General features: G+C 69.6%; 25 protein-coding genes. 14 read left to right on the top strand and 11 right to left on the bottom strand.

From position 1 onward, the window contains the following. Positions 1–53: 53 nt before the first annotated feature. Both H5411_RS42155 and H5411_RS42150 read right to left on the bottom strand, forming a co-directional pair. Positions 54–545 (bottom strand): superoxide dismutase family protein, encoded by a 492-nt coding sequence (locus H5411_RS42155; protein WP_183127179.1) that lies wholly within the window; start codon positions 543–545, stop codon positions 54–56. 91 nt (positions 546–636) lie between these two features. Next, a complete protein-coding gene (locus H5411_RS42150; RefSeq protein WP_101440747.1) occupies positions 637–1,575 on the bottom strand; it encodes a hypothetical protein in 939 nt (312 codons plus the stop codon). Positions 1,576–1,645: 70 nt separating this feature from the next. Between H5411_RS42150 and H5411_RS42145 the strand changes: the two genes are divergently transcribed. From H5411_RS42145 to H5411_RS42115, 7 genes are all read left to right on the top strand, one after another. Beyond that, the gene (locus H5411_RS42145; RefSeq protein ID WP_312878728.1) at positions 1,646–2,185 is read left to right on the top strand and encodes a PadR family transcriptional regulator; all 540 of its coding nucleotides are present in this window, start codon (positions 1,646–1,648) and stop codon (positions 2,183–2,185) included. Positions 2,186–2,273: 88 nt separating this feature from the next. Beyond that, on the top strand, positions 2,274–3,431 hold the full coding sequence (locus tag H5411_RS42140; protein ID WP_183127177.1) for a WXG100 family type VII secretion target: 1,158 nt from the start codon (positions 2,274–2,276) through the stop codon (positions 3,429–3,431). Positions 3,432–3,456: 25 nt separating this feature from the next. Further along, positions 3,457–3,783: a hypothetical protein gene (locus H5411_RS42135; RefSeq protein WP_101435499.1), complete on the top strand. Its 327-nt coding sequence runs from the start codon at positions 3,457–3,459 to the stop codon at positions 3,781–3,783. After that, positions 3,780–4,580, top strand: a complete 801-nt coding sequence (locus H5411_RS42130; protein ID WP_183127175.1) for an ESX secretion-associated protein EspG — start codon at positions 3,780–3,782, stop codon at positions 4,578–4,580. Before H5411_RS42135 ends, H5411_RS42130 begins: the two co-directional genes overlap by 4 nt. A gap of 29 nt (positions 4,581–4,609) precedes the next feature. Then, the gene (locus H5411_RS42125; RefSeq protein ID WP_312878727.1) at positions 4,610–5,017 is read left to right on the top strand and encodes a YbaB/EbfC family nucleoid-associated protein; all 408 of its coding nucleotides are present in this window, start codon (positions 4,610–4,612) and stop codon (positions 5,015–5,017) included. Then, a complete protein-coding gene (locus tag H5411_RS42120; protein WP_183127171.1) occupies positions 5,014–5,322 on the top strand; it encodes a type VII secretion target in 309 nt (102 codons plus the stop codon). Before H5411_RS42125 ends, H5411_RS42120 begins: the two co-directional genes overlap by 4 nt. Continuing rightward, entirely contained in the window at positions 5,319–6,248 is a 930-nt protein-coding gene (locus H5411_RS42115; protein WP_183127169.1) for a hypothetical protein, read from the top strand. The genes H5411_RS42120 and H5411_RS42115 overlap by 4 nt, the downstream gene beginning before the upstream one ends. Here the strand turns inward: H5411_RS42115 and H5411_RS42110 are convergent. The 3 genes from H5411_RS42110 to H5411_RS42100 are packed head-to-tail and all read right to left on the bottom strand — an operon-like array spanning position 6,226 to position 9,271. Continuing rightward, entirely contained in the window at positions 6,226–6,648 is a 423-nt protein-coding gene (locus H5411_RS42110) for a VOC family protein (RefSeq protein WP_183127167.1), read from the bottom strand. The genes H5411_RS42115 and H5411_RS42110 overlap by 23 nt on opposite strands. Continuing rightward, positions 6,645–8,108 (bottom strand): BTAD domain-containing putative transcriptional regulator, encoded by a 1,464-nt coding sequence (locus H5411_RS42105; RefSeq protein WP_183127166.1) that lies wholly within the window; start codon positions 8,106–8,108, stop codon positions 6,645–6,647. The genes H5411_RS42110 and H5411_RS42105 overlap by 4 nt, the downstream gene beginning before the upstream one ends. After that, on the bottom strand, positions 8,105–9,271 hold the full coding sequence (locus tag H5411_RS42100) for a sensor histidine kinase (RefSeq protein WP_183127165.1): 1,167 nt from the start codon (positions 9,269–9,271) through the stop codon (positions 8,105–8,107). Before H5411_RS42100 ends, H5411_RS42105 begins: the two co-directional genes overlap by 4 nt. A 142-nt stretch (positions 9,272–9,413) precedes the next feature. Between H5411_RS42100 and H5411_RS42095 the strand changes: the two genes are divergently transcribed. Further along, positions 9,414–10,094, top strand: coding sequence for a TetR/AcrR family transcriptional regulator (locus tag H5411_RS42095; RefSeq protein ID WP_101435507.1), 681 nt, complete (start codon positions 9,414–9,416; stop codon positions 10,092–10,094). 241 nt (positions 10,095–10,335) lie between these two features. After that, positions 10,336–11,232, top strand: a complete 897-nt coding sequence (locus H5411_RS42090) for a C1 family peptidase (protein WP_101435508.1) — start codon at positions 10,336–10,338, stop codon at positions 11,230–11,232. 81 nt (positions 11,233–11,313) lie between these two features. Here H5411_RS42090 and katG read toward each other — a convergent pair whose 3' ends face one another. Next, positions 11,314–13,557: a catalase/peroxidase HPI gene (katG, locus tag H5411_RS42085; protein WP_101435509.1), complete on the bottom strand. Its 2,244-nt coding sequence runs from the start codon at positions 13,555–13,557 to the stop codon at positions 11,314–11,316. 24 nt (positions 13,558–13,581) lie between these two features. Continuing rightward, the gene (locus tag H5411_RS42080; protein WP_009073531.1) at positions 13,582–14,010 is read right to left on the bottom strand and encodes a Fur family transcriptional regulator; all 429 of its coding nucleotides are present in this window, start codon (positions 14,008–14,010) and stop codon (positions 13,582–13,584) included. A 148-nt stretch (positions 14,011–14,158) separates the two neighbouring features. Here H5411_RS42080 and H5411_RS42075 point away from each other — a divergent pair, with 148 nt between their 5' ends. Continuing rightward, entirely contained in the window at positions 14,159–14,989 is an 831-nt protein-coding gene (locus tag H5411_RS42075; protein WP_101435510.1) for an SAM-dependent methyltransferase, read from the top strand. 63 nt (positions 14,990–15,052) lie between these two features. Here the strand turns inward: H5411_RS42075 and H5411_RS42070 are convergent, their stop codons facing one another. After that, positions 15,053–15,736, bottom strand: coding sequence for a TetR/AcrR family transcriptional regulator (locus H5411_RS42070; protein ID WP_101435511.1), 684 nt, complete (start codon positions 15,734–15,736; stop codon positions 15,053–15,055). A 238-nt stretch (positions 15,737–15,974) separates the two neighbouring features. Between H5411_RS42070 and H5411_RS42065 the strand changes: the two genes are divergently transcribed. Together H5411_RS42065 and H5411_RS48705 are read left to right on the top strand one after the other, a co-directional pair. Then, positions 15,975–16,211, top strand: a complete 237-nt coding sequence (locus H5411_RS42065) for a hypothetical protein (protein ID WP_101435512.1) — start codon at positions 15,975–15,977, stop codon at positions 16,209–16,211. Beyond that, a complete protein-coding gene (locus H5411_RS48705) occupies positions 16,208–16,339 on the top strand; it encodes a hypothetical protein (RefSeq protein WP_279629989.1) in 132 nt (43 codons plus the stop codon). The genes H5411_RS42065 and H5411_RS48705 overlap by 4 nt, the downstream gene beginning before the upstream one ends. A gap of 355 nt (positions 16,340–16,694) precedes the next feature. Here the strand turns inward: H5411_RS48705 and H5411_RS42060 are convergent, their stop codons facing one another. Continuing rightward, the gene (locus H5411_RS42060) at positions 16,695–17,084 is read right to left on the bottom strand and encodes a response regulator transcription factor (protein ID WP_246370240.1); all 390 of its coding nucleotides are present in this window, start codon (positions 17,082–17,084) and stop codon (positions 16,695–16,697) included. 13 nt (positions 17,085–17,097) lie between these two features. On the opposite strand from H5411_RS42060, the gene H5411_RS42055 reads away from it, so the two are divergent. Then, a complete protein-coding gene (locus H5411_RS42055) occupies positions 17,098–17,250 on the top strand; it encodes a hypothetical protein (protein ID WP_183127163.1) in 153 nt (50 codons plus the stop codon). Here H5411_RS42055 and H5411_RS42050 read toward each other — a convergent pair. After that, positions 17,244–18,038: an SDR family NAD(P)-dependent oxidoreductase gene (locus H5411_RS42050; protein WP_183127161.1), complete on the bottom strand. Its 795-nt coding sequence runs from the start codon at positions 18,036–18,038 to the stop codon at positions 17,244–17,246. The genes H5411_RS42055 and H5411_RS42050 overlap by 7 nt on opposite strands. A gap of 16 nt (positions 18,039–18,054) precedes the next feature. Further along, complete coding sequence (locus H5411_RS42045) at positions 18,055–18,780, bottom strand: LysR family substrate-binding domain-containing protein (protein WP_183127159.1); 726 nt, start codon at positions 18,778–18,780, stop codon at positions 18,055–18,057. A gap of 44 nt (positions 18,781–18,824) precedes the next feature. Between H5411_RS42045 and H5411_RS42040 the strand changes: the two genes are divergently transcribed. After that, complete coding sequence (locus tag H5411_RS42040) at positions 18,825–19,199, top strand: DUF5997 family protein (RefSeq protein WP_183127157.1); 375 nt, start codon at positions 18,825–18,827, stop codon at positions 19,197–19,199. Positions 19,200–19,529: the final 330 nt, after the last annotated feature.

Below are 19,529 nucleotides of genomic sequence, written 5' to 3'. Positions count from 1 at the left end.
CGGGAAGCAGAGTCCCCCTCACGAATCTTGCCCAACCCGCGTCCACAAAGGACTCAGTTCTCGTCGCGGGTGATCACGCCGCACGCGAACTGGGAGCCAGCGTCGCCGGTCGCCTTGGTTTTTTCGTCCGGCACCGGTGCTTTCGGACCGTTGCAAACGCGGTAGCGATCAGCGGGAATGTTCGCGAAATTGTCGGACTTCGAGTGCACGATGATCGAGGTCCCGTCAGGACCGAACAGGTGGTCCAAGGTGTAGGTGTCCAGCACGAACTTCGTGTACCCGCGGCCGTTCGCCCGCACGAGCACCGACGGCAACTGCCCGATCGGCAGTCCGGTGCGGGGGTCCATCGGCATCAGGTGGCCGCCGGCCGCGGTGAACGGGTTTTTCGGGGCGCCGACAGTGCAGTTTCCCTTTTCGTGAACGTGCATGCCGTGGAATCCGGGCGTGAAATGACCGGTGAGGTACACCTCGACCCAGACGGCGCGCGAACGGCTGTCGGCGGTGAACCACGCGGAACCGACCTCGTTGCCCTTGACGTCTTTCAACGGTCCAGGATCGGGCCTCGCCTTCCCTGCGGCCAGAGGCCAGATGACACCAAACGGGTACGGCACGCGGCGGAATGTCCACCTTTCGCGGTCAGAAAGAATATTCGGCGATCAGCCGTTTCACCGTCTCGTACACCGGTTTCGCGGAATAGTCGTCCCGCAACAGCCCGAACCTATTTTCTCGCGGACCGCTCGACAGCCCGTCCCGCAGCCCGAAAATCTCGTATGTGTCCACCCCGACCTCAGAAGCCAGCCCGAAGACCGTGCGCGCAACGGATTCCATCACCCGAACCTGGTGCTCCTCCGAATTCTCCGGGCCAGTCGGCCAACCGGTCTCAGTGATGTGCATCGGCACTCCCGACGGGATCCCGATCGCCGACGCGGATTCGCGAAACGACCGCACGACGTGCGTCACCGCACCGGCCAACGCGTCGGCGGGCACGGGACGGAAGACGTCCGGAAAGAAGTCCAGGCCAAGGAAATCCAGCCGGGCCAGCACCTGGGGGTCCACCGCTGTGCGCACCTCGGCCCAGAATGGATCGCCGGGCAGCGCGACCGCGGCGTTGAACCCGATCGCCACGTCGGCCCCGAGCCGCGCCCGCTCGTCGAGCGCCGCTGCGAGCCCGGACCCGAGCGCTTCGTAACAACCAGGGCTGCCGCCGTCCAGCGGCGCGGCCACGTTGACCTCTTCGCAGACCTGCAGTTTCCCGCCGCCCAGCTCGACGACCTCGCGAACCGCGGCGCGCACCGCAGCGGAGAACCCGTCCGGATCGACCTCCGGACTGCTGTAGCCGAGCACGTAGTCGACCACCCGTCCGTCGCCGAGGTACGGCACCGGGTCCGGCGGCGTCGGCTCGTGCGCGCCGCGATAGCTGCGATAGCACCGCACATAGAACCGCTGCGTGCCCTCCGCGAGGTCCCGCAACGCTTCCGCGGTCCGTTCGACGTCCTCCGGCGGCGCGTCGATGAAGGTTTCCAGCCGCACCAGATCCTTGCCGACCACGCCGGGCCACACGCCAAAGGTGATCACGGACATCCCTCCAGTAGTCGTATACGAGCAACAGTACTCGTATACGACTAACATCCGCTACCCTGATCCGGTGCCGACGAACGCTCTCGACAACCCGCTCGTGCTGCCGATGCTGGGCCTGCTCGTGGAAACCCCGCGCCACCAGTACGCGCTCCTGCGCGAACTCCGCACGCGTTATCCGTTCCTGAACCCGAAGACGTCGACCGTGTACACGCTGGTCGGCACGCTGACCCGGAACGGCCTCGTCGAGCCGGACGGCGACGGCGACCCGCAGCCGGTGCGGCTGACCGAAGCGGGTCTCGCCGATTTCCGCGAACGGATCGAACGGCAGCTGCGCGACGCCGACCCGAATCTCGACTCCCGGTTCCTGATCGCACTCGCCTACCTCGGCGCGCTGCCGCCGGAGCGCGCGGTGACCCTGCTGCGCGACCGGGCCGAACGGGTCCGAGACCAGCACCACGAGCTCTCCGCGACGCTCAACAACGCCGCTTTGCCGGAAATGCACATGATCGAGGTGCATTTCCTGGTTTCCCGGCTCGAGCACGACGCCGCCTGGCTCGCCCGCACCGCGGCCCGGATCGAGAGCGGAGACCTCGTCCCGCCCCGGTGATCACAGCTTTCATCGTGATTTCATCGCCGCCCCTTACCGTGCGCGAGTGCCCGGCGCCAGCTGGCCGGGCAGAGGCGAAGGTGGGGGTATGACCGGCGAATCCGGATCAGTGGTCGACGCCGCGTCGGCCGGGGTGGAGAACCTGGCGGACTCGGCACTCGCGGGACTCGACAAGGCGGGGCCGCTCGGCGACCTGGCCACACCAGTGGTGTCCGCGCTGCGCAACGTGTGGGAGGGCTACTTCGGGGCCCCGATCCCGCCCGGCGGCACCAATTGGAACGCCTACACGCACCAGCAGCTGTACCAGATGCTATGGGACAAGGCCGACGTCGGCGACGTCAGCACGGTCGCGGCCGAATGGCAGCGGCACGGTTCGGAAATGCGCGCACACGCCGATTCGCTCAAGGAGCAGCAGGGGACGCTGCACGAGAACTGGAGCGGACAGGCGGCCGAACGCGCTTCCGGACGGCTGGGTGCGCTCGGCGAGCGCGCGTCCGGGATCGGCGACCGCGCCGGGACCGTCGGCGGCGCCGCCCAGAACGCCGGCGATTCGCTCGCCGTCGCGCGCAACACCATGCCGAAACCGCCAGGCGACCCGACTGGGGGCGCAGTCGCCGCCGCGGCGGCCGGAGCGGGTGCGGGCGCGGTCATCGGCGGAATCCTCGGGGCCGGGGCGGGCGGCATCGGAGCCGGTCCGGGTGCGTTGATGGGGGCGGCGATCGGCGCGGTCGCGGGCGGCGGGGCCAGCCTGTTCGCCGCGAATGTCGCCGCGGCCGAACAGAAAGCCGAAGCGGTGCACGTGATGCAGCGCTACGAAGCCAGCCTGCACAAGAGTTCGCGCGCCATCAATCCGCCGCCCGCCGGGGCGACGACCGCGGATTCCTACGGCGCGGACGAGTCGACCAGTGCGTCGAGCTACGTCGGTCCGCTCGGCGGAGCAGGTGCCGGGACCGGCGCGGGCAGCGGCATGCCGTGGGGCGCGCTGACCACCGCGACCCCGGTCGAATCAGGGCTGTCTGTCGGGTTTCGCTCCGCGCTCGGCATGGAAGGCGCGATGCTCGCCCGCAACGCCGCGATGGCGGAGATGGCCGCGGCTCGCGCGGCCAACGGCAACGGCATGATGCCCGGCCGCGGCGCGAACGCCTCGGAGGAGGAAGAAGAGGAGCACAAGAACAAGATGCCGGTGCTCGACCAGCCGCTCCTCAACCCCGAAGACAAGACCATCAGCCCGGTGATCGGGCTGTGACTGACCAGAACGACAGGAGCATTCGATGACCGGCCACGAGGTCGCCCCGAACGCACTGGACCGGCAGGTCGCCGCGCTGGGCAGACTCGGCGAGCAGACCGGGGAACTCGTCGGTTCGGCGGGACGGCTCGCCGACCGGCTCCCGCAGCTCGGCACCGCGCCGCCCGCACTGCATCTGGCGCAGCGGCTGCGCGAGGCCGCCGGACACGCCGGGCTCACCGGCGAACTGGGCGCGGCGGACACCGAGCTGACCGGGTTCCACGAGGCGCTGCGGGCCGGCATCCGGCGTTACCAGGAACACGAATCCGGGGTGCGGGAAGCGTTCCAGCGACTCGAACGGCAAGCCGAATGACCGCCGTGCTGCCGCCGCGCACCGGCGACGAGACCGTCCACATCGGACTCGTCGAGGCCGACCTGCTGGCCGCGCACGCGGGGGCGAGCTGGCCGTTTCCGTTGCGGGTGCCGTCCTACGGCCGGATCGACGGCGAACGCGAGATCCTGTTCGCCACCGCCGCGCACGCGCTGCGGGTGCGCGGCCTCGCGGACGAATCCGGGCCGGACGGCCTCGCCGCGGAAGCCGTGACCGCACTGCGCGAACGCCGCGGCATCGTTGATTTGGTGGTGGCGGACGCCGAGGGGGCGACCGCCGTCACCGCACTCGTCTACCAGTCGTCGGCGCTGATCTGCCGCCAGCGGCTCGAGGCGGACACGTTGTCGGTGCGCCGCGTGGACGAGACCGCGCTGGTGGACGCCGTGCTCGCGGAAATCCCAAAGGCGGAGGCGGCTCGGACGATGCCGGTCACGCTGCCCGCGCACGCGGTCAAGGAGGCGATGGCACTCGACGACGACGAGGACGACACCTCCCGTGCGCACCGGCTGCGCGACCTCGTCCGCGACAGCGGCGGCGACCCGGCGGCGCTGGACAGCCTCGTCGGGCTGGTCGTCCCGCTGACCGGCCGCGGCCAGCTCGGCGCGACCCGCGACGGGCGCACCCGGGAAGGCCGCGAACTGTCCTGGATGGACGGTCCGCGCGGCCGCGTCCGGATCAACCCCGCGCGCGACGGCTGGATCAGCGTGAACTCGCTGCGCCCGGCCGATCTGCGCTTCGCCCTCGGCGAGCTGGCCACTGTCGCGCGACGGCCGCGATGACCGCACCGAAAACGACCGGAGGACCTTCCGTGCCGATCCAAGATTCGGCGGCCTGGCTCGCCGAGTACCAGAAAAACCTGTCCCGGATGCGGGCGAACGCGGAGGCAGCGAGCGCGAGCCTCAGCCGCGTCGGCGGCCGTGCCGCGTCCCCGCGCGGCGAGGTCGAGGTCGAGGTGGGCCCGAGCGGCGCGCTGACCGATCTCCGGCTGAGCCCCGCCGCCCGCGCGCTGGAAGCCGACGCACTCGCCCGGCTCATCCTGGCGACCGTGCACGACGCGCACCGCCAGGCCGGCGCACAGGTCGTGGACATCATGACCGACTACGTCGGCGACGGCCCCGCGCTCCAGCTCGTCCGCGACAACCTGCCGGTCGAGACCGCTCCGGCCGCGCCGCGCCAGGAGGACGACTACTTCGCGAACCCGGGGATCATCTCGTGACCGCCGGGTTCGAGGTCGACCCCGCGCAACTGCGCCGGCACGCGGCCACCGTCGGCGACCTGGCCGACCGGCTCGGCAATGTCGCCCGCAGCGCCCCCTCCGGGCTCGGCGACCAGGCACTCGGCGTCTTCGTGCAGTTCCTCACCGCGGGCCTGCAGTCGGCGGTCGCCAAGACCAATGACGCCGTCTCGCACGCTTCGTCCACTGTGGACAAGGTGAGCGCGAATCTCGCTCAGGCGGCGGAAAGCTACGAGCGTCGCGACCGGGGCAACGCGGCCTCGCTGCCCGGGAAGGACCTGCCGTGACCGATTCCGGCCAGCTGCTCGCAGACCTGAAAACCACCACCAAGGCGGTCGAGAACCACGACTGGGTGTCCGCCGGACTCGGCGGGGCCACCACCGCGCTCGACCTGCTCGGCGCGTCGCAGGACCCGCTCGCCGCCTTGACGTCCGCCGGGTTCGGGATGATCACCGAACTGGTGCGGTTCCTGGAAGAACCGTTGAAGCAGTTGCAGGGCAACCCAGATTCCGTGTCTTCGCACTCGCAGGACATGGAGGGCAGCGGCCAGCAAGTGTCGTCCGTCGCGGAGGATTACCGGCAGTCGGCTGGTCCGGAAACGTCGGGATGGAGCGGTTCTTCGGCCTCGAGCTATCGCGACAACAGTTCGCAGCACGCGGACTGCGTCGAGGCGGTCGGTCAAGCGGGCATCGCGATGGCCAAGGCGGCTACCGGCGCGGGGAAGGTCGTCGCGAAGGCGCAGCAGGAGGTCGGCGGCCTCATTTCGGAGGCTGTCGGGCAGATCATCCAGCTGATGACGCAGGCGTTCGCCGCCGCGCAGGCGACTTTCGGCGCGAGCATCGCGGCGGCGATCCCGCAGGCGGTGGCGATCGCTACCCAGTACGGCGGGCAGATCGCGCAGAAGCTCGGCGTTTTGCTGTCGGACTCGGACAATCTGCTGCAGCTGATCACTTCGGTGACCCAGGGGCTGGAGGCGGCTACGCAGCTGATGACGAAGCTCAGCGAAGCTTCGAAGTCTGGTTCTGGGGACTCCAGTTCGGCTTCTTCGTCGGATTCGCGGTATCCGTCGTCGAGCTCGCAGTACCCGAGGTCGTCGGAGTCGCAGTATCCGGCGGATTCGCAGTACTCAGACTCGGATCCTGCTTCGCCGGATGCTCAGTACCCGGGCCAGCACCGCCCGCGCACTCCGGTCAGCACTGCTCAGCAGACGTGACCGCTTCCGCCGCGACGAGTTCGACCTCGAAGCCGTCGGTGTTCTCCAAGTACGCGGCATAGTGCTCCGCACCGCCCGCATGGGGATGCTTCTCCGGAAACATCAGCCGCCACCCATGCCGGGCGGCGTCGGCAGCCAACCGCTCGACCGTCGCCGCGTCCTCGACGTGGAACGCCAGGTGGTTCAGCCCCGGCCGACAGCGGTCGTGCCGATCCCCAGTCAGCGCCGGGGATTGCTCGACCACGAGATATGTCGGCCCGAGCCGCCAGCTGCGTCCGGCGGCCCAGTTCTGGAACGGCTGATATCCCAGCTCTTCCAGCAGCCATCCCAGCGATGCCGCCGCGCGGCCGAGGTCCGGCACCCACAACTCGACATGGTGCAGCGTCCCGTGCTCGCTCACGAGGGAGCCCGGTCCGAGCTGAGCACCACCCGCAGTTCCCGGTCCAGCTCCGCGCCCGGCTCCACCCCCAGGTCCGTCCGCAGCCGTTCCCGCATCCGCCGATGCACCGCCAGCGCATCAGCCCGCCGGCCGCCGCCGTGGAGCGCCCGCATCAGCAGCACCGCCAACGGTTCGCGGTGCGGATGCACCGCCAGCAACGCCGACAGCTCGTGGACCACATCGTCGGTCCGGCCTAACTTCAGCTGCAGCAAGGCCTTCTCCTGCACCAACGTCAGCCGACGTTCGGTCAGCCGCACGCGCTCTCCCTCGGCGAACGGTCCGGGCAATCCGGCCAACGGCTCGCCGTGGAACAGGGCCAGCGCACCGGCGTAAGCCTCGACAGCCGCCGCCGGGTCGCCGCCGTGGCTGGCGGTCGAGGCTTCCGCGATCCGGTCGGTCAGCTCGGTGACATCCAGGTGCGCTCGCTCCGCGGCAAAGCGGTATCCGCCGCGATCGCTGCCGATAACCGAGTCTTCCGTCCTTTCACCAGCCCCACGCAGACATTTCCGTAGTCGGTGCACGTAGACCGGAACCACCCGGCCACCGGTCCCGGGCGGTTCCAGCCCCCACACGCCGTCGAGCAGTTCTCCGGGGCTGACCGTCTCGCCAGGCCGCAGGACGAGCGCCGCCAGCAGCGCCTGTTGCCGCACCGGGCCCAGGTCGAGCAGGTTCGGCCCCCGCCAGGCCTGCAACGGGCCGAGCACGCTGAACCGCAACGCGTCCGGGCCAGCCGGAGCCGGGGCCGCGCCCGGGGTGACCAGGCCGTGGTCGAAGGCGTAGACGATGGCCGCTGCCCGGTCGCGGAGGCGGAGTTTCGCGCACACGCGCTCGAAATGCGCCTCGACCGCGCTCGCGGAAATCCCCAGTGTTCCGGCGATCTCCGCATCCGTCAGACCCCGAGCCACCGCCGTCAGCACGTCCAGCTCGCGCGGTGTCAGCAACCCGGACGGCATCGCCGGGCGATCAGATGCCGCCGCACGATAGGTGGTGAGCACGCGGCCGGTGACCGCCGGGTCAAGCCACGCTTCGCCCATCGCGACCGCTCGCACGGCGCGGATCAGGTCCTCCGCGGGCGAATCCTTCAGCACATATCCGACCGCGCCCGCGCGCAGCACTCCGGCGAGCAGTTCGTCGTCGTCGAACGTGGTCAGCGCGAGCACCGGCGGACGCGGGCCGGACGCGCGCAGCCGCCGCGTCGCCTCGATGCCGTCGACGCGCTTCATCCGCAGGTCCATCACCACGGCATCGACGCTGTCGACCCCGCCGGCCGCTTCGAGCGCGGCCGGGACCTCGTCGCCGTCCGCGCACTCCCCCACCACCACGAACCCGTCGCGGCGGCGCAGGATCAGCCGCAATCCGGACCGCACCAGCTCCTGATCGTCAACCAGCAATACCCGCAGTTCCCCGGAGGCAGCGGTCACGACGCGGCCCCGCGCGCCAGCGGAACGGTCACGTCGACTACCCACTCGCCGCCCTCGGGCCCGGCAGACAGCCGCGCACCCAGCTGGTCCGCCCGCGCCGTCATGCCCGCCAACCCCGAGCCGCCCTCGTTGCGCGCCGCACCGTTGTGTCCATTGCGGACAGTCAATCGGGCGTCCGCGGAACCTATCTCCAGCCGTACCAATGCTTTCTCCCCCCGAGCATGTTTGACCACGTTCGCCAGCGACTCCTGGGCGATCCGGTAGAGCCCCAACCCCACCGTGGCGCCGACCGCGGCCACGTCGCCCTCCAGTTCGTAGTCCGCGACCAACCCGGCCGCGCACGTTTCGGCCACCAGGTCCGCGATGTCGCCCGCACCGGGCAACGGCCGCGTTCCCGACGACTCCTGCGCGAGCAATCCAACCGTGCGCCGGATGTCCGCCATCGCAGCCCGCCCGATCCGCTCCGCCTCGGTGAGCGCCGCGACGGCCTCGTCGACGTCGCGATCCGTGCGCAACCCGTGCCGCGCGCCCGTGACGTGCAGCAACGTGATGCTCAGCGAATGCGCGACGACGTCGTGCACCTCGCGCGCGATCCGCTGGCGCTCGCCGAGCCGCGCCTGTTCCCGCACGGCTTCCTGCTTGCCGCGCTCGGCGTCCAGCGCGCGCACGTACCAGCGCAGCATGAACCCGGCGGCCAACCCGACCAGCACCGCCAGCAGATACACCGGGAATCCGACGAGCCCGACCGTCAACGCGGCGGCCCCGAGCACGGCAGCGGCCCCGCCGGTCGCCGCGAACGCGACCCGCGCCGACGCGATCGACCCCAGTTCGCCGGTGAGCACGGCCAACGGCATCGGCGCGAAGTCCGGCACGACCGGATAGGCCAGCAACAGCCCGATCCCGGCGAGCATCCCGAGCGCCTTCAGCCACGACGGCGCGAGCCTGCCGGTGCACACCCACAGCAGCGTCGACGACGTGGCCAGCAGAAACCCCGCGATCGCCGCCGGCAGCGCGGGTCCGACCCGCTGCCCCACCGCGACGACCAGCCCGCTCACCGTGAAGGCGGTCGTCCCCAGCGGCACCCACCAGGGCAGCGTGAGCCCGGACCGGGCCAAGCCGTCCGCCAGCCGGCCCCGCAACCGGTCCTTCGCTGTCTCCCACACGAGGTCCAGCCTAGGAAACCGCGTCCGAAGCCGCCCGGCATATCGGCGATATCCCGTCGCGTGCGCGTCCTGCTCAGCGTGCTCGCCGAGCAGACCGGTCAAGGTCCAGACCGTTCGGGCGGCGTGCGCATACCATGGGCGGATGACCGCGAGTGGCTACAACCGCCGGGAACGTCCCGCCAAGCCCGCGCTGAGCCGCGAAGGCATCGTCGCGGCCGCTCTCGACGTCGTGCGCCGCGAAGGGGCCGAGCGCGTCACCATGCGGCGGCTCGCGAAGGAACTGGACACCGGCCCGGCCTCGCTCTACGTCTACGTCCGCGACACCGACGAACTCCACGCCGCGGTGCTCGACGAACTCCTCGGCGAAGTCCCCACCACCGACAGTGCCGCCGAGGCCGACTGGCGCAGTCGCTTGTGGACAGTCCTGTCCACCTACCGCGACGTCCTGTACGCCCACCCCGGGCTCGCCCGCGTCGCGCTCGTGACCCCGCTGAACGGGCCGAATTACCTCGCCATCGTCGACACCGTGCTCGGCCTGCTCGCCGAAGCCGGGGTGCCGTCCGGGCCCGCCGCGTGGACGGTCGACCTGCTGCTGCTCGTCGCCACCGCCAGCGCGGTCGAGCACAGCAGCCGCAAGGACCGGCCAGAGACGGAACGCAAGCACGACGCGCTCGCCGAAACCGTCCGCGGCCTCTCGCCCGAAACGCATCCGAACATCGCCGCGGCGAGCGCGAACCTGTTCTCCGGCAACGGAGACATGCGTTCCCGATGGGCGATCGACGCCCTCCTCAACGGCGCGCGCACGACCCCGTTGCCCGACTGAGCGGATCGGATCGCGCCGGAAACAGCGGTTCCTCCAGTGTCCACCATGGACCAGTTCGCCGGAATAGCGGCGATAACGGGCGCAATGTCCGCTTGATCGATTCGCCTCAATTCCACACTTGATGCGGTCCCTCCTTTCGTAGGTTCCCCGGAAATTTTCGCCGATCTACCTTTGCAGTGGTCGGATCCACCTCCCCACCCTTTCCGAATTCTTTTTCTGCATGTCCACAAGGAGCATCAGAATGCAGATCAGAAAAACGTCCGCACTCGTTTCCCTGCTCGCCGCGGCCGGCCTCGCCGCGGCGATGGGCGCGACCCCTGCCTCCGCGGCCGCGGCCCAGCACCACCCGCAGCACCTCAAGCACGGCCTCGGACTGAACGTCGCCGGGCTGAAAGCCGCGCAGGCGGGCAAGCACGCCCACGCGAACTCCGCTCTCCCGGTGCACCAGCGCGCCACGGCCGAACTGCCGTCCAGCGGCGACCTCACCCAGTACACCAACGCCCCCGGCGACCAGGGCCAGGTCGGCTCGTGCGTCACCTGGGCGACCGGCTACACCGGCTACGGCGTGCTGATGAACGAGCAGGGCATCAGCGGCGGCCCGATGGCCCCTATGTTCATTTACTCCCAGATCGCCAAGGGCAACGACCAGGGCACCTGGGCGAGCGTCGCGCTGCCGATGGAACAGCAGCAGGGCATCGACACGAAGTCCGACTACTGGCAGGGCGATTTCGACTACACCACCCAGCCGGATCAGAACGAAAGGGCGAATGCGGCGAACTACAAACTGTCCGGCTACACGCAATTGTCGACGAGCGGCGACGCGGCGAAATCCGACATCGAGAACGCCATTTCCCAGGGCGAGCCGGTCGCGATCGGGTTCACCGTGCACCAGAGCTTCATGAACCTGGACGCCTCGACCGCGAGCGACTATTCGTACCTGCCCGGCGACTCGAACAGCGACCCCGTCGTCGGCGGCCACGAGGTGACCATCGTGGCCTACAACGACCAGGGCGTGAAGATCGAGAACAGCTGGGGATCCGGCTGGGGCGCGGACGGTTTCGTGACCGTGCCGTGGTCGTTCTTCAACACCGGCGACGTCGACGAGGTCAACGCGATGGGCAAGCTCGTCCAGAGCTGACCCGGGCAACGACCCGAGCAACGGCAAAGGGCTCCTTGCGGGAATTCCCGCAAGGAGCCCTTGTTCAGCGGATCAGGAAACTCAGACCAGGTCGTACCGGTCGTTGTTCATGACCTTGTGCCACGCGGCGACGAAGTCGCGCACGAACTTCTCCTTGGCGTCGTCGCAGCCGTAGACCTCGGCGACGGCGCGCAGTTCGGAGTTCGAGCCGAACACCAGGTCGTTGCGGGTCCCGGTCCACTTGACCTCGCCGGTGGCGAGATCGCGGCCCTCGAAGGACTCCGCGTTCGGGCCCTCGCCGTCGGCCGGCTTCCACTCGGTGCCCATGTCGAGCAGGTTGACGAAGAAGTCGTTCGTCAGCGTGCCCGGCCGGTCGGTGAAGACGCCGTGGGCCGAGTTCTGGTAGTTCGCGCCCAGCACCCGCAGGCCGCCGACCAGCACGGTCATCTCCGGCGCGCTCAGGTTGAGCAGGTTCGCCTTGTCGACCAGCAGGTACTCCGACGGCAGCCGGTTGGCCTTGCCGCGGTAGTTGCGGAACCCGTCGGCCTTCGGCTCGAGCGGCGCGAACGACTCGACGTCGGTCTGCTCCTGCGAAGCGTCGGTGCGGCCCGGCGTGAACGGAACGGTGATGTCGACCCCGCCGTCCTTCGCCGCCTTCTCGACGCCCGCCGCGCCGGCCAGCACGATCAGGTCGGCGAGCGAGATCTTCTTGCCGCCGGTCTGCGCGCTGTTGAACGCTTCCTGGACGCCCTCGAGCGTGCGCAGCACCTGAGCCAGCTCGTCCGGCTCGTTGACCTCCCAGCCGCGCTGCGGCTCGAGGCGGATGCGGGCGCCGTTCGCGCCGCCGCGCTTGTCGCTGTGCCGGTAGGTCGACGCCGACGCCCACGCGGTGGACACCAGCTGCGAAACCGTCAGGCCGGATTCGAGGATCTTCGCCTTGAGGTCCGCGACGTCCGCGTCGTTGACCAGCTCGTGGTCGACGGCCGGGACCGGGTCCTGCCAGATCAGCTCCTCCTGCGGCACCAGCGGGCCGAGGTAGCGCTGGATCGGGCCCATGTCGCGGTGGGTGAGCTTGAACCAGGCGCGGGCGAAGGCGTCCGCGAACTCGTCCGGGTTCTCGTAGAACCGGCGCGAAATCGGCTCGTAGATCGGGTCGAAGCGCAGCGCCAGGTCGGTGGTCAGCATGCTCGGCGCCCGGTTGAGCTCACCGGTCTCCGGGTCCGGCACGGTGTTCGCGGCGGCGTTGTTCTTCGGCTTCCACTGGTGCGCGCCGGCCGGGCTCTTGGTCAGCTCCCACTCGTAGGTGAACAGGTTGTGGAAGAACCAGTTGCTCCACTTGGTCGGGGTGGGGGTCCAGGTGACCTCCAGCCCGCTCGTGACGGCGTCCCGGCCCTTGCCGCTGCCGAAGCTGTTCTTCCAGCCGAGGCCCATCTGCTCGATCGGGGCGCCCTCCGGCTCCGCGCCGACGAACTTGTCCGCGTCGGCCGCGCCGTGCGTCTTGCCGAAGGTGTGCCCGCCCGCGATGAGGGCGACGGTCTCCTCGTCGTTCATCGCCATCCGGCCGAACGTCTCGCGGATGTCGCGCGCCGCGGCGATCGGGTCCGGGTTGCCGTTCGGGCCTTCCGGGTTCACGTAGATGAGGCCCATCTGGACCGCGGCCAGCGGGTTCTCCAGCTCGCGGTCGCCCGAGTAGCGCTCGTCGCCGAGCCAGGTGCGCTCCGGGCCCCAGTAGACGTCCTCGTCCGGCTCCCACACGTCGGCGCGGCCGCCGGCGAAGCCGAAGGTCTTGAAGCCCATGGTCTCGAGCGCGCGGTTGCCGGCGAAGATCATCAGGTCGGCCCACGAGATCTTCTTGCCGTACTTCTTCTTGACCGGCCACAGCAGACGGCGCGCCTTGTCGAGGTTCCCGTTGTCCGGCCAGCTGTTCAGCGGCGCGAACCGCTGCTGCCCGGCGCCGGCCCCGCCGCGGCCGTCGTCGATCCGGTAGGTGCCGGCGCTGTGCCAGGCCATCCGGATGAACAGCGGGCCGTAGTTGCCGAAGTCCGCGGGCCACCACTCCTTGGAGTCGGTCAGCACCGCGTCGACGTCGCGGGCGACCTCGTCGAGGTCGAGGCTCTGGAACTCCTTGGCGTAGTCGAAGCCGTCGTCCATCGGGTCCGCCACGGCGGGATGCTTCCGGAGGATCTTCAGGTTGAGCTGGTTCGGCCACCAGTCACGGCTGCTGCCGCCCTCGGTCGGGTGCGCGAAGCGGCCCGTGTGGACCGGGCACCCGCCAGCGGTCTCCTCATTCATCTCGCCGACTTCGGCGTTCGGGGTGTCAGACACGGGAATCCTTCCGGAAATCAGGAATCAGTTTGCTGCCGTCGAACAGGCGGGGCATCGGCCCCAGTAGACGACCTCGGCCTCGTCGATGACGAAACCGTGTGCTTCGGACGCGGTCAGGCAAGGCGCTTCCCCGACCGCGCAGTCGACGTCCTCGATGGCGCCGCACGAGCGGCACACGACGTGGTGGTGGTTGTCGCCAACCCGGGCCTCGTACCGCGCGACCGAACCGGGCGGCTGGATGCGCCGCAGCAGACCCGCCTCGGTCAGCGCGCGCAGCACGTCGTAAACGGCCTGGTGGGACACCTCGCCGAGATCCGCGCGCACCATGCCGATGACGGATTCGGTGTCCGCGTGCGCGTTGGCGTGCACCGCGGAGAGCACGGCCAGCCTTGGGCGCGTGATCCGCAACTGCACTCCGCGCAGCAGCTGCTCGAAGTCCGTGGTCGTCGGCATGCCCCGGAGTCTGCCGCATTTTCTGGAATGAATCAAGAATCTGTCACCCACTCCGGTTGTCCTCCTCCTGGCGGTCGCTTGACAGCCCGGACGGTCTACGGTGAGTAGGCCCGAAGAGACGTCCGACACATCCGAGGTGACGCCAGAAATGACCGAGGCCGTCGAATCGCCCAGTTCGCACCCGGTCGGGGTCGATATCACGCGAGCGAGCATTGCCCGGGTGTACGACGCCGCGCTGAACGGCACGAACAACTACGAGATCGACCGCAGGGTCCTCGACCAGGTGCGGACCGTGGCCCCCCAGGTCAACGACCTCGCCTGGGCCAACCGCAACTTCCTGATCCGCGCCTGCCGGTTCCTCGCCACCCAGGGCAGGATCACGCAGTACCTCGACTGCGGGTCTGGCCTGCCCACCGCGGAGAACACGCACCAGGTCGTGCAGCGGATCATCCCCGAGGCGCGCGTGCTGTACGTGGACAACGACCCGGTGGTGCTCGCGCACGGCCGCGCGCTGCTCGAGGAGAACGAGAACACCCGCTTCATCGACGCGGACATCTTCAAGCCCGAGCAGATCCTGCAGAACGAGACCGCGCGCGAGTTCCTCGACTGGACCCAGCCGATCGCGTTGCTGCACAACGGAACCCTGCACCACTACCTCGGCGACGACTACGCCGAGATGATGCAGACCTACGTGGACGCGCTGCCGTCCGGATCGTTCGTGGTCATCGCGCACTTCCTCGACCCGCAGACGCCGGAGCACAGCCAGATCGCCCGGCAGATGGAGGAGAAGTTCACGCACAGCCCGATGGGCAGCGGTCTCTTCCGCACCTACGACGAGATCGCGCGGATGTTCGGCGGCACCGAACTCGTCGAGCCCGGCCTGGTGCTGTGCGACGACTGGTGGCCGGACGGCCCTCGCTACCAGCCGCTGAACCAGGTCCAGGAGTGCATCGCGGGCGGGGTCGGCCGGAAGGCCTGACGCTCTCGCTCGTCTTCGTTTCGAGGCCTCCCCGCGGTCACGCGCCGCGGGGAGGCCTTTTTGTCAGTCGAGGATGCGGTAGTCCAGGTCGGACAACGGCGAATCCGGGTTGAGCGCGACGCCGACCGTGCGCAGGGTGTCGTCGAGGATCGACCAGACCCAGCGGGCCAGCAGCTGGCGCAGGTCCTCGCGGTCGATGCCGCGCGGGGCGTCGAGCCAGCGCGCGGTGCTGGATTCGACGAGCCCGACCAGTCCGTAGGCGATGGTCTCCCCGACTCGCTGGTCCGCGCCGAACAGGCCGAGGTAGTACTCGAACAGCACGGTCAGCTGCTGGGCGATCGCGGTTTTCACGTCCGCGACGACGTCGCGCGGCCCGGTCACCGACTGCCGCATCAGATAGTGGTAAAGCTCGCGGTGTTCGGAAATCCATTCGATATGCGCGCCGATCGTCGCGTACACGATTTCGCGCGGAGTGCCGGAAACTCCCCACAGCGGCGCGAATTGCGCGCCGATCATTTCCGCCGCGCGCAAGGCGATAGCGCGCTGCAGATCGGCGGCGTCGGCGAAATGCTTGTAAATGCGCGTGCGAGCGACGCCGGCCTCGTCGGCGATCTGCTCGGTGGACACCTCCGGCCCGTACCGGGCGATCGCGCGCATTCCGGCTTCCACGAACTCCCGGCGCCGGCGTTCGCGCTGCCCTGCCCACCGGGTGGCCCGCCCGTCGGGCGGAGTACCTGAGGACGTCATCCGCGCGAGTGTATCGCCGGGTCACATACCAGATACGCCACTGTCCCTGTTACTTTGGGTATAGAGGGATGACTGTCAGTGGTCGAGGTTCCTTCGATGCGGCGGTTGCCTGCGCGGCGGCGGTTGTGTCGACGTGACCCAGATCACGGACCGGGAGTGCGTCATCGGCGCGAGGGGAGCGAGTCGCGTCGATGAAGCGAGCGCCGCCCACCAGGGCAGCGTGCAGGGAGGAACACACATGGACGGCGAACAGCACCGGGCGGAACTGTCCACCGGGCACCGGGTCACCTACCTGGTCGGCCAGCGCACCGGCAGGCGTCAGCTGTGCCGGCGCGGGGTGGTCACCGGGGCCCCGGTCACCGACGACGCCACCGCGGTCACCTGGGTCCCGGTCCAGGTCGACGGCCAGGCAAGAGACGCGAATCCGCAGTGGATCTCGGCGGACGCGATCATCGACGTGGTGAGCGCGTCATGAGCGCGGAACAGGCCGTGGCCACCCCGATTTTCGACGGCGTGGTCGCCGAAGCCGGGCTGGACTGGTCCGAAGAGGACGTTCCCCAGGGCGGAGCGGACGAGGGCAAGAAGCCCGGCTCGACCAAGTAACCGGCGGCGTCTCCGCTGGACGTCTCAGCACCGGTCAACCCCGGTGCGGTTTTCGCGCGCCCGCATCCGGTCGGGCGGAGGGCACTGAGCCACTTCGGGGTCACCGGTTTGTGCGGTCGATACTGCACTCGTCCGGGTGAATTTCAGGCTGCCGAACCTCGGTGAGCGCTGCCCATTTCGCCCCTGGGCGGGAGACCCGCGGTACCGCGTCCCGACCGGCCCGGGTCGGCTCGTCCGGTGCTGTCTCCGCCTGCGCTGATTGCCTCAGGCCGCTTGCCGCCGGGTGCGCACCGCTCCGTCCAGAATCGCGCGAAGAATCAACGCCTGGCTTCCTCCAAATACCGCAGAACCGCGGTCATCGGCCGATCAGCACTGCCGTCCGGCCCAGTTTCGCGAAAATGCCGCGGTTATGCTTGTGGACCGCGCCGTCGGTCACCACCAATCGTTCGGCAATGGTGCCGTTTCCCAGTCCTTCCGCCATGAGTGCCAGCACATCCCGTTCCCGCCGGCTGAGCCGTTCGAGTCCGGAATCCGCGCGCGTCCGGGTCAGCAGCTGCGCCACCATTTCCGGATCGATCGCCGTCCCGCCGTCGGCTATCCGGTTCAGGGCTTCCATGAACTCGGCGACCCGCGCGACGCGTTCCTTCCGCCCCGGACTGCGGGCGGGGGTGGCCGGTTGCTGCGCTGGAGGTGGTACACACTCGCGCTCTTCGCGGTCCCCGTCGTGCTGACGCCGTCCAGCCATCGCGATCAGCTTCGTGTTCCCGAGCGCGGACCCGAAACTCGCCGAGCACCTGCTGTTCGCCGTGTTCGCCGCAGCCGCGCTGAGAGTGCTCGCCGCGGCCAAGGGTCGTCTCGGCTACCCGCGCTCGACGACGCAATCCCGGAGCGAACTCCAGGTCGTTCAGTAGTAGATCTGGCCGGGGACGCCGCCGCCGACCGCGATGGCGTCTCCGTTGATCGCCACGCTGCGCGGGGACGCCAGGAACGCCACGACGTCCGCCACCTCGGCCGCCGTCACCAACCGCCCGATGCTCACCCCGGCGGTGAGGCCCTTTTCCAGCTCCGCCACCGAAATCCCGCGTGCCGCGGCGATTTCGGCGAACTTCTCCGGCGTCCGCTCGGTGACCGTGTACCCCGGATGCACGACTGTCACGGTGATTCCCTGCGGCCCCAGCTCGTCCGCGAGATTCTTGGTCATCGCCGCGACCGCGACGTTGCGGATCGAACCGAATGTCGAACCGGCCAGCCGCGCGTTGAGCCCGCTGACGTTCACGATCCGGCCCCAGCCGCGCTCCCGCATCCCCGGCGCGAGCGCGCGGGCGCACCGCAGGTAACCGAGCACCTTGGTCTCGATCTCGAGGCGCAGGTCCTCGTCGCGCAGGTCGTCGAGCGGCGTCCGGACCCCGCTCGACGCCGGAGCCGCGCAGTTGACCAGGACGTCCGCCGCCCCGAACTCCGCCTTGACCCGCTCCGCCATCGCCGCGACCGCAGCGTCGTCGGTGGTGTCCGCGGCCACCGCCGCCACCTTCGTGCCGTGCCTGCCGACGCTTTCCGCCGCAGCGGCAAGCGCTTCAGCGTCCCGGGCGACGAGCGCGAGGTTCGCTCCCTCCGCCGCGAGCACCTCGGCAACCGCCAGGCCGATCCCGCGGTTGGCCCCCGTGACGACCGCGCATTTGCCCTTCAGACCGAGATCCACGGCTGCTCCCTTTGAGTCAACGACGACGGCGAGGCTTACCGCGTCCGCCGGACTTGGGCACGTTCCGGCGGCGGTCCGGTTCGCGCTGCTTCTTCCTGGCAGGTGCCTTGCCCGTCTTCGCCTGCGTTTCCTGCCGCCCGCGGGTGCTGTTCACCGTGCGCCCGCGAACGATGCCGATGAACTGCTCCACCAGGTCGCTGGTCTCGCCCTCCGGCCAGGACAACGCGACGCGTGACTGCGGCGCGTCCTCGACCGGCCGGTAAGTGAGGTCGCGACGATGGTGCAGCCGGGCGAGCGACTGCGGCACCATCAGCACGCCGACGCCCGCGGCCACCAGCTCGATCGCGTCGCCAGTAGTCTCCGGCCGCTCAAGCGCGGGCTTGCCGGGCAGGCGGTCCCACCCGAGCGAGTCGTCGAGCGGATGCAGCACGAGCTCGTCCGCGAGGTCGGCGATGGACACCTCGTCGGCAGCCGCGACCAGGTGATCCTTGGGGACGACGACCACCGTGGTCTCGGTGTAGAGCGGGATCGCGTGCAGGCCCTCGCGGTCGTCGGACAGCCGCAGCAAAGCCGCGTCCACCCCGCCCTCGCGAACGACGTCAGCGGCCTCGGCAGCGGTGACCGCGACCAGGTCAAGCGGCACTTCGGGATGGCGTTCGCCCCAGATCCGGACCCACTTCGCGGGGGTCGCACCCGGAACGTAGGCGAGCCGGAACGCCGAGGGCTGGTCGGCTCCTGTCACGTGGCAAGGCTACCGGCGAAGGGGTGCCGGTTACGCTGGTGGGCATGACGGCGCAGAAGACCCCCCAGACCATGAAGCCGGCGACGGCAGCGAAGAAGCTGGGCGTCTACCTCGAAGCGACCCCCGCAGAATTCCGCGCGGGCGCCGTCTCGCGCGACGAACTGAACGCGCTGCAGACCGACCCGCCGGAATGGCTGCGCGAACTCCGCCGCAACGGCCCGCACCCGCGCCCGGTAGTGGCAGCGAAACTGGGAGTCTCCATCGGCGGCCTCGCCCGGGGCGGCATCACCGAAGCCCTGACGACGGACCAGATCGAGGCCCTGAAGACCGAGAACCCCGCCTGGCTGCAACGCGAACGCGAAACCCAAGCCGAAGTCCGCCGCGAAGCCGCCCGCCTGGCCGCGGAGAAGACCGACTAGGCAGTCCACTTCGGACACTCCCGGCTCGGCTCGACGCCCGTGAAGGCTCCTTCACCCCCGAGCCCGGTGCTGCGACGCACCTAATGTGGCATCCGCACCATCCCACGCACCCAATGCCACATTGAGGTTTCTCAGTAGCGCGCGTGCCGCTAAGCACTCACTATCGCAATGCTGGCCAACTGCTGACGGCATGGGATCGCAGAACCTAACTCCGCAGGTATCTGCGAGGAAGTCAAAGCCCCTCACGCCCCCCGATGACCTCGGCATCGCCCGCGAGGCGCGCCAAACCGCCGCCGACGCACCGAACCATCGAGGCACCCAGCCCCTCCC

This window comes from Amycolatopsis echigonensis, assembly GCF_014174495.1.
In the GTDB taxonomy this organism is placed as follows: Bacteria; Actinomycetota; Actinomycetes; order Mycobacteriales; family Pseudonocardiaceae; genus Amycolatopsis; species Amycolatopsis echigonensis.
Note: the sequence above shows the minus strand (reverse complement) of the source record. Positions and strands in the feature narration are given on the sequence as shown.

Coding starts and splice junctions, on each gene's coding strand:
- H5411_RS42140 (WP_183127177.1), top strand. CDS start 2,274: ATGACCGGCGAATCCGGATCAGTGGTCGACGCCGCGTCGGCCGGGGTG.
- H5411_RS42135 (WP_101435499.1), top strand. CDS start 3,457: ATGACCGGCCACGAGGTCGCCCCGAACGCACTGGACCGGCAGGTCGCC.
- H5411_RS42130 (WP_183127175.1), top strand. CDS start 3,780: ATGACCGCCGTGCTGCCGCCGCGCACCGGCGACGAGACCGTCCACATC.
- H5411_RS42095 (WP_101435507.1), top strand. CDS start 9,414: ATGACCGCGAGTGGCTACAACCGCCGGGAACGTCCCGCCAAGCCCGCG.
- H5411_RS42090 (WP_101435508.1), top strand. CDS start 10,336: ATGCAGATCAGAAAAACGTCCGCACTCGTTTCCCTGCTCGCCGCGGCC.
- H5411_RS42080 (WP_009073531.1), bottom strand. CDS start 14,010: ATGCCGACGACCACGGACTTCGAGCAGCTGCTGCGCGGAGTGCAGTTG.
- H5411_RS42075 (WP_101435510.1), top strand. CDS start 14,159: ATGACCGAGGCCGTCGAATCGCCCAGTTCGCACCCGGTCGGGGTCGAT.
- H5411_RS42070 (WP_101435511.1), bottom strand. CDS start 15,736: ATGACGTCCTCAGGTACTCCGCCCGACGGGCGGGCCACCCGGTGGGCA.
- H5411_RS42065 (WP_101435512.1), top strand. CDS start 15,975: ATGGACGGCGAACAGCACCGGGCGGAACTGTCCACCGGGCACCGGGTC.
- H5411_RS48705 (WP_279629989.1), top strand. CDS start 16,208: ATGAGCGCGGAACAGGCCGTGGCCACCCCGATTTTCGACGGCGTGGTC.
- H5411_RS42060 (WP_246370240.1), bottom strand. CDS start 17,084: ATGGCTGGACGGCGTCAGCACGACGGGGACCGCGAAGAGCGCGAGTGT.
- H5411_RS42040 (WP_183127157.1), top strand. CDS start 18,825: ATGACGGCGCAGAAGACCCCCCAGACCATGAAGCCGGCGACGGCAGCG.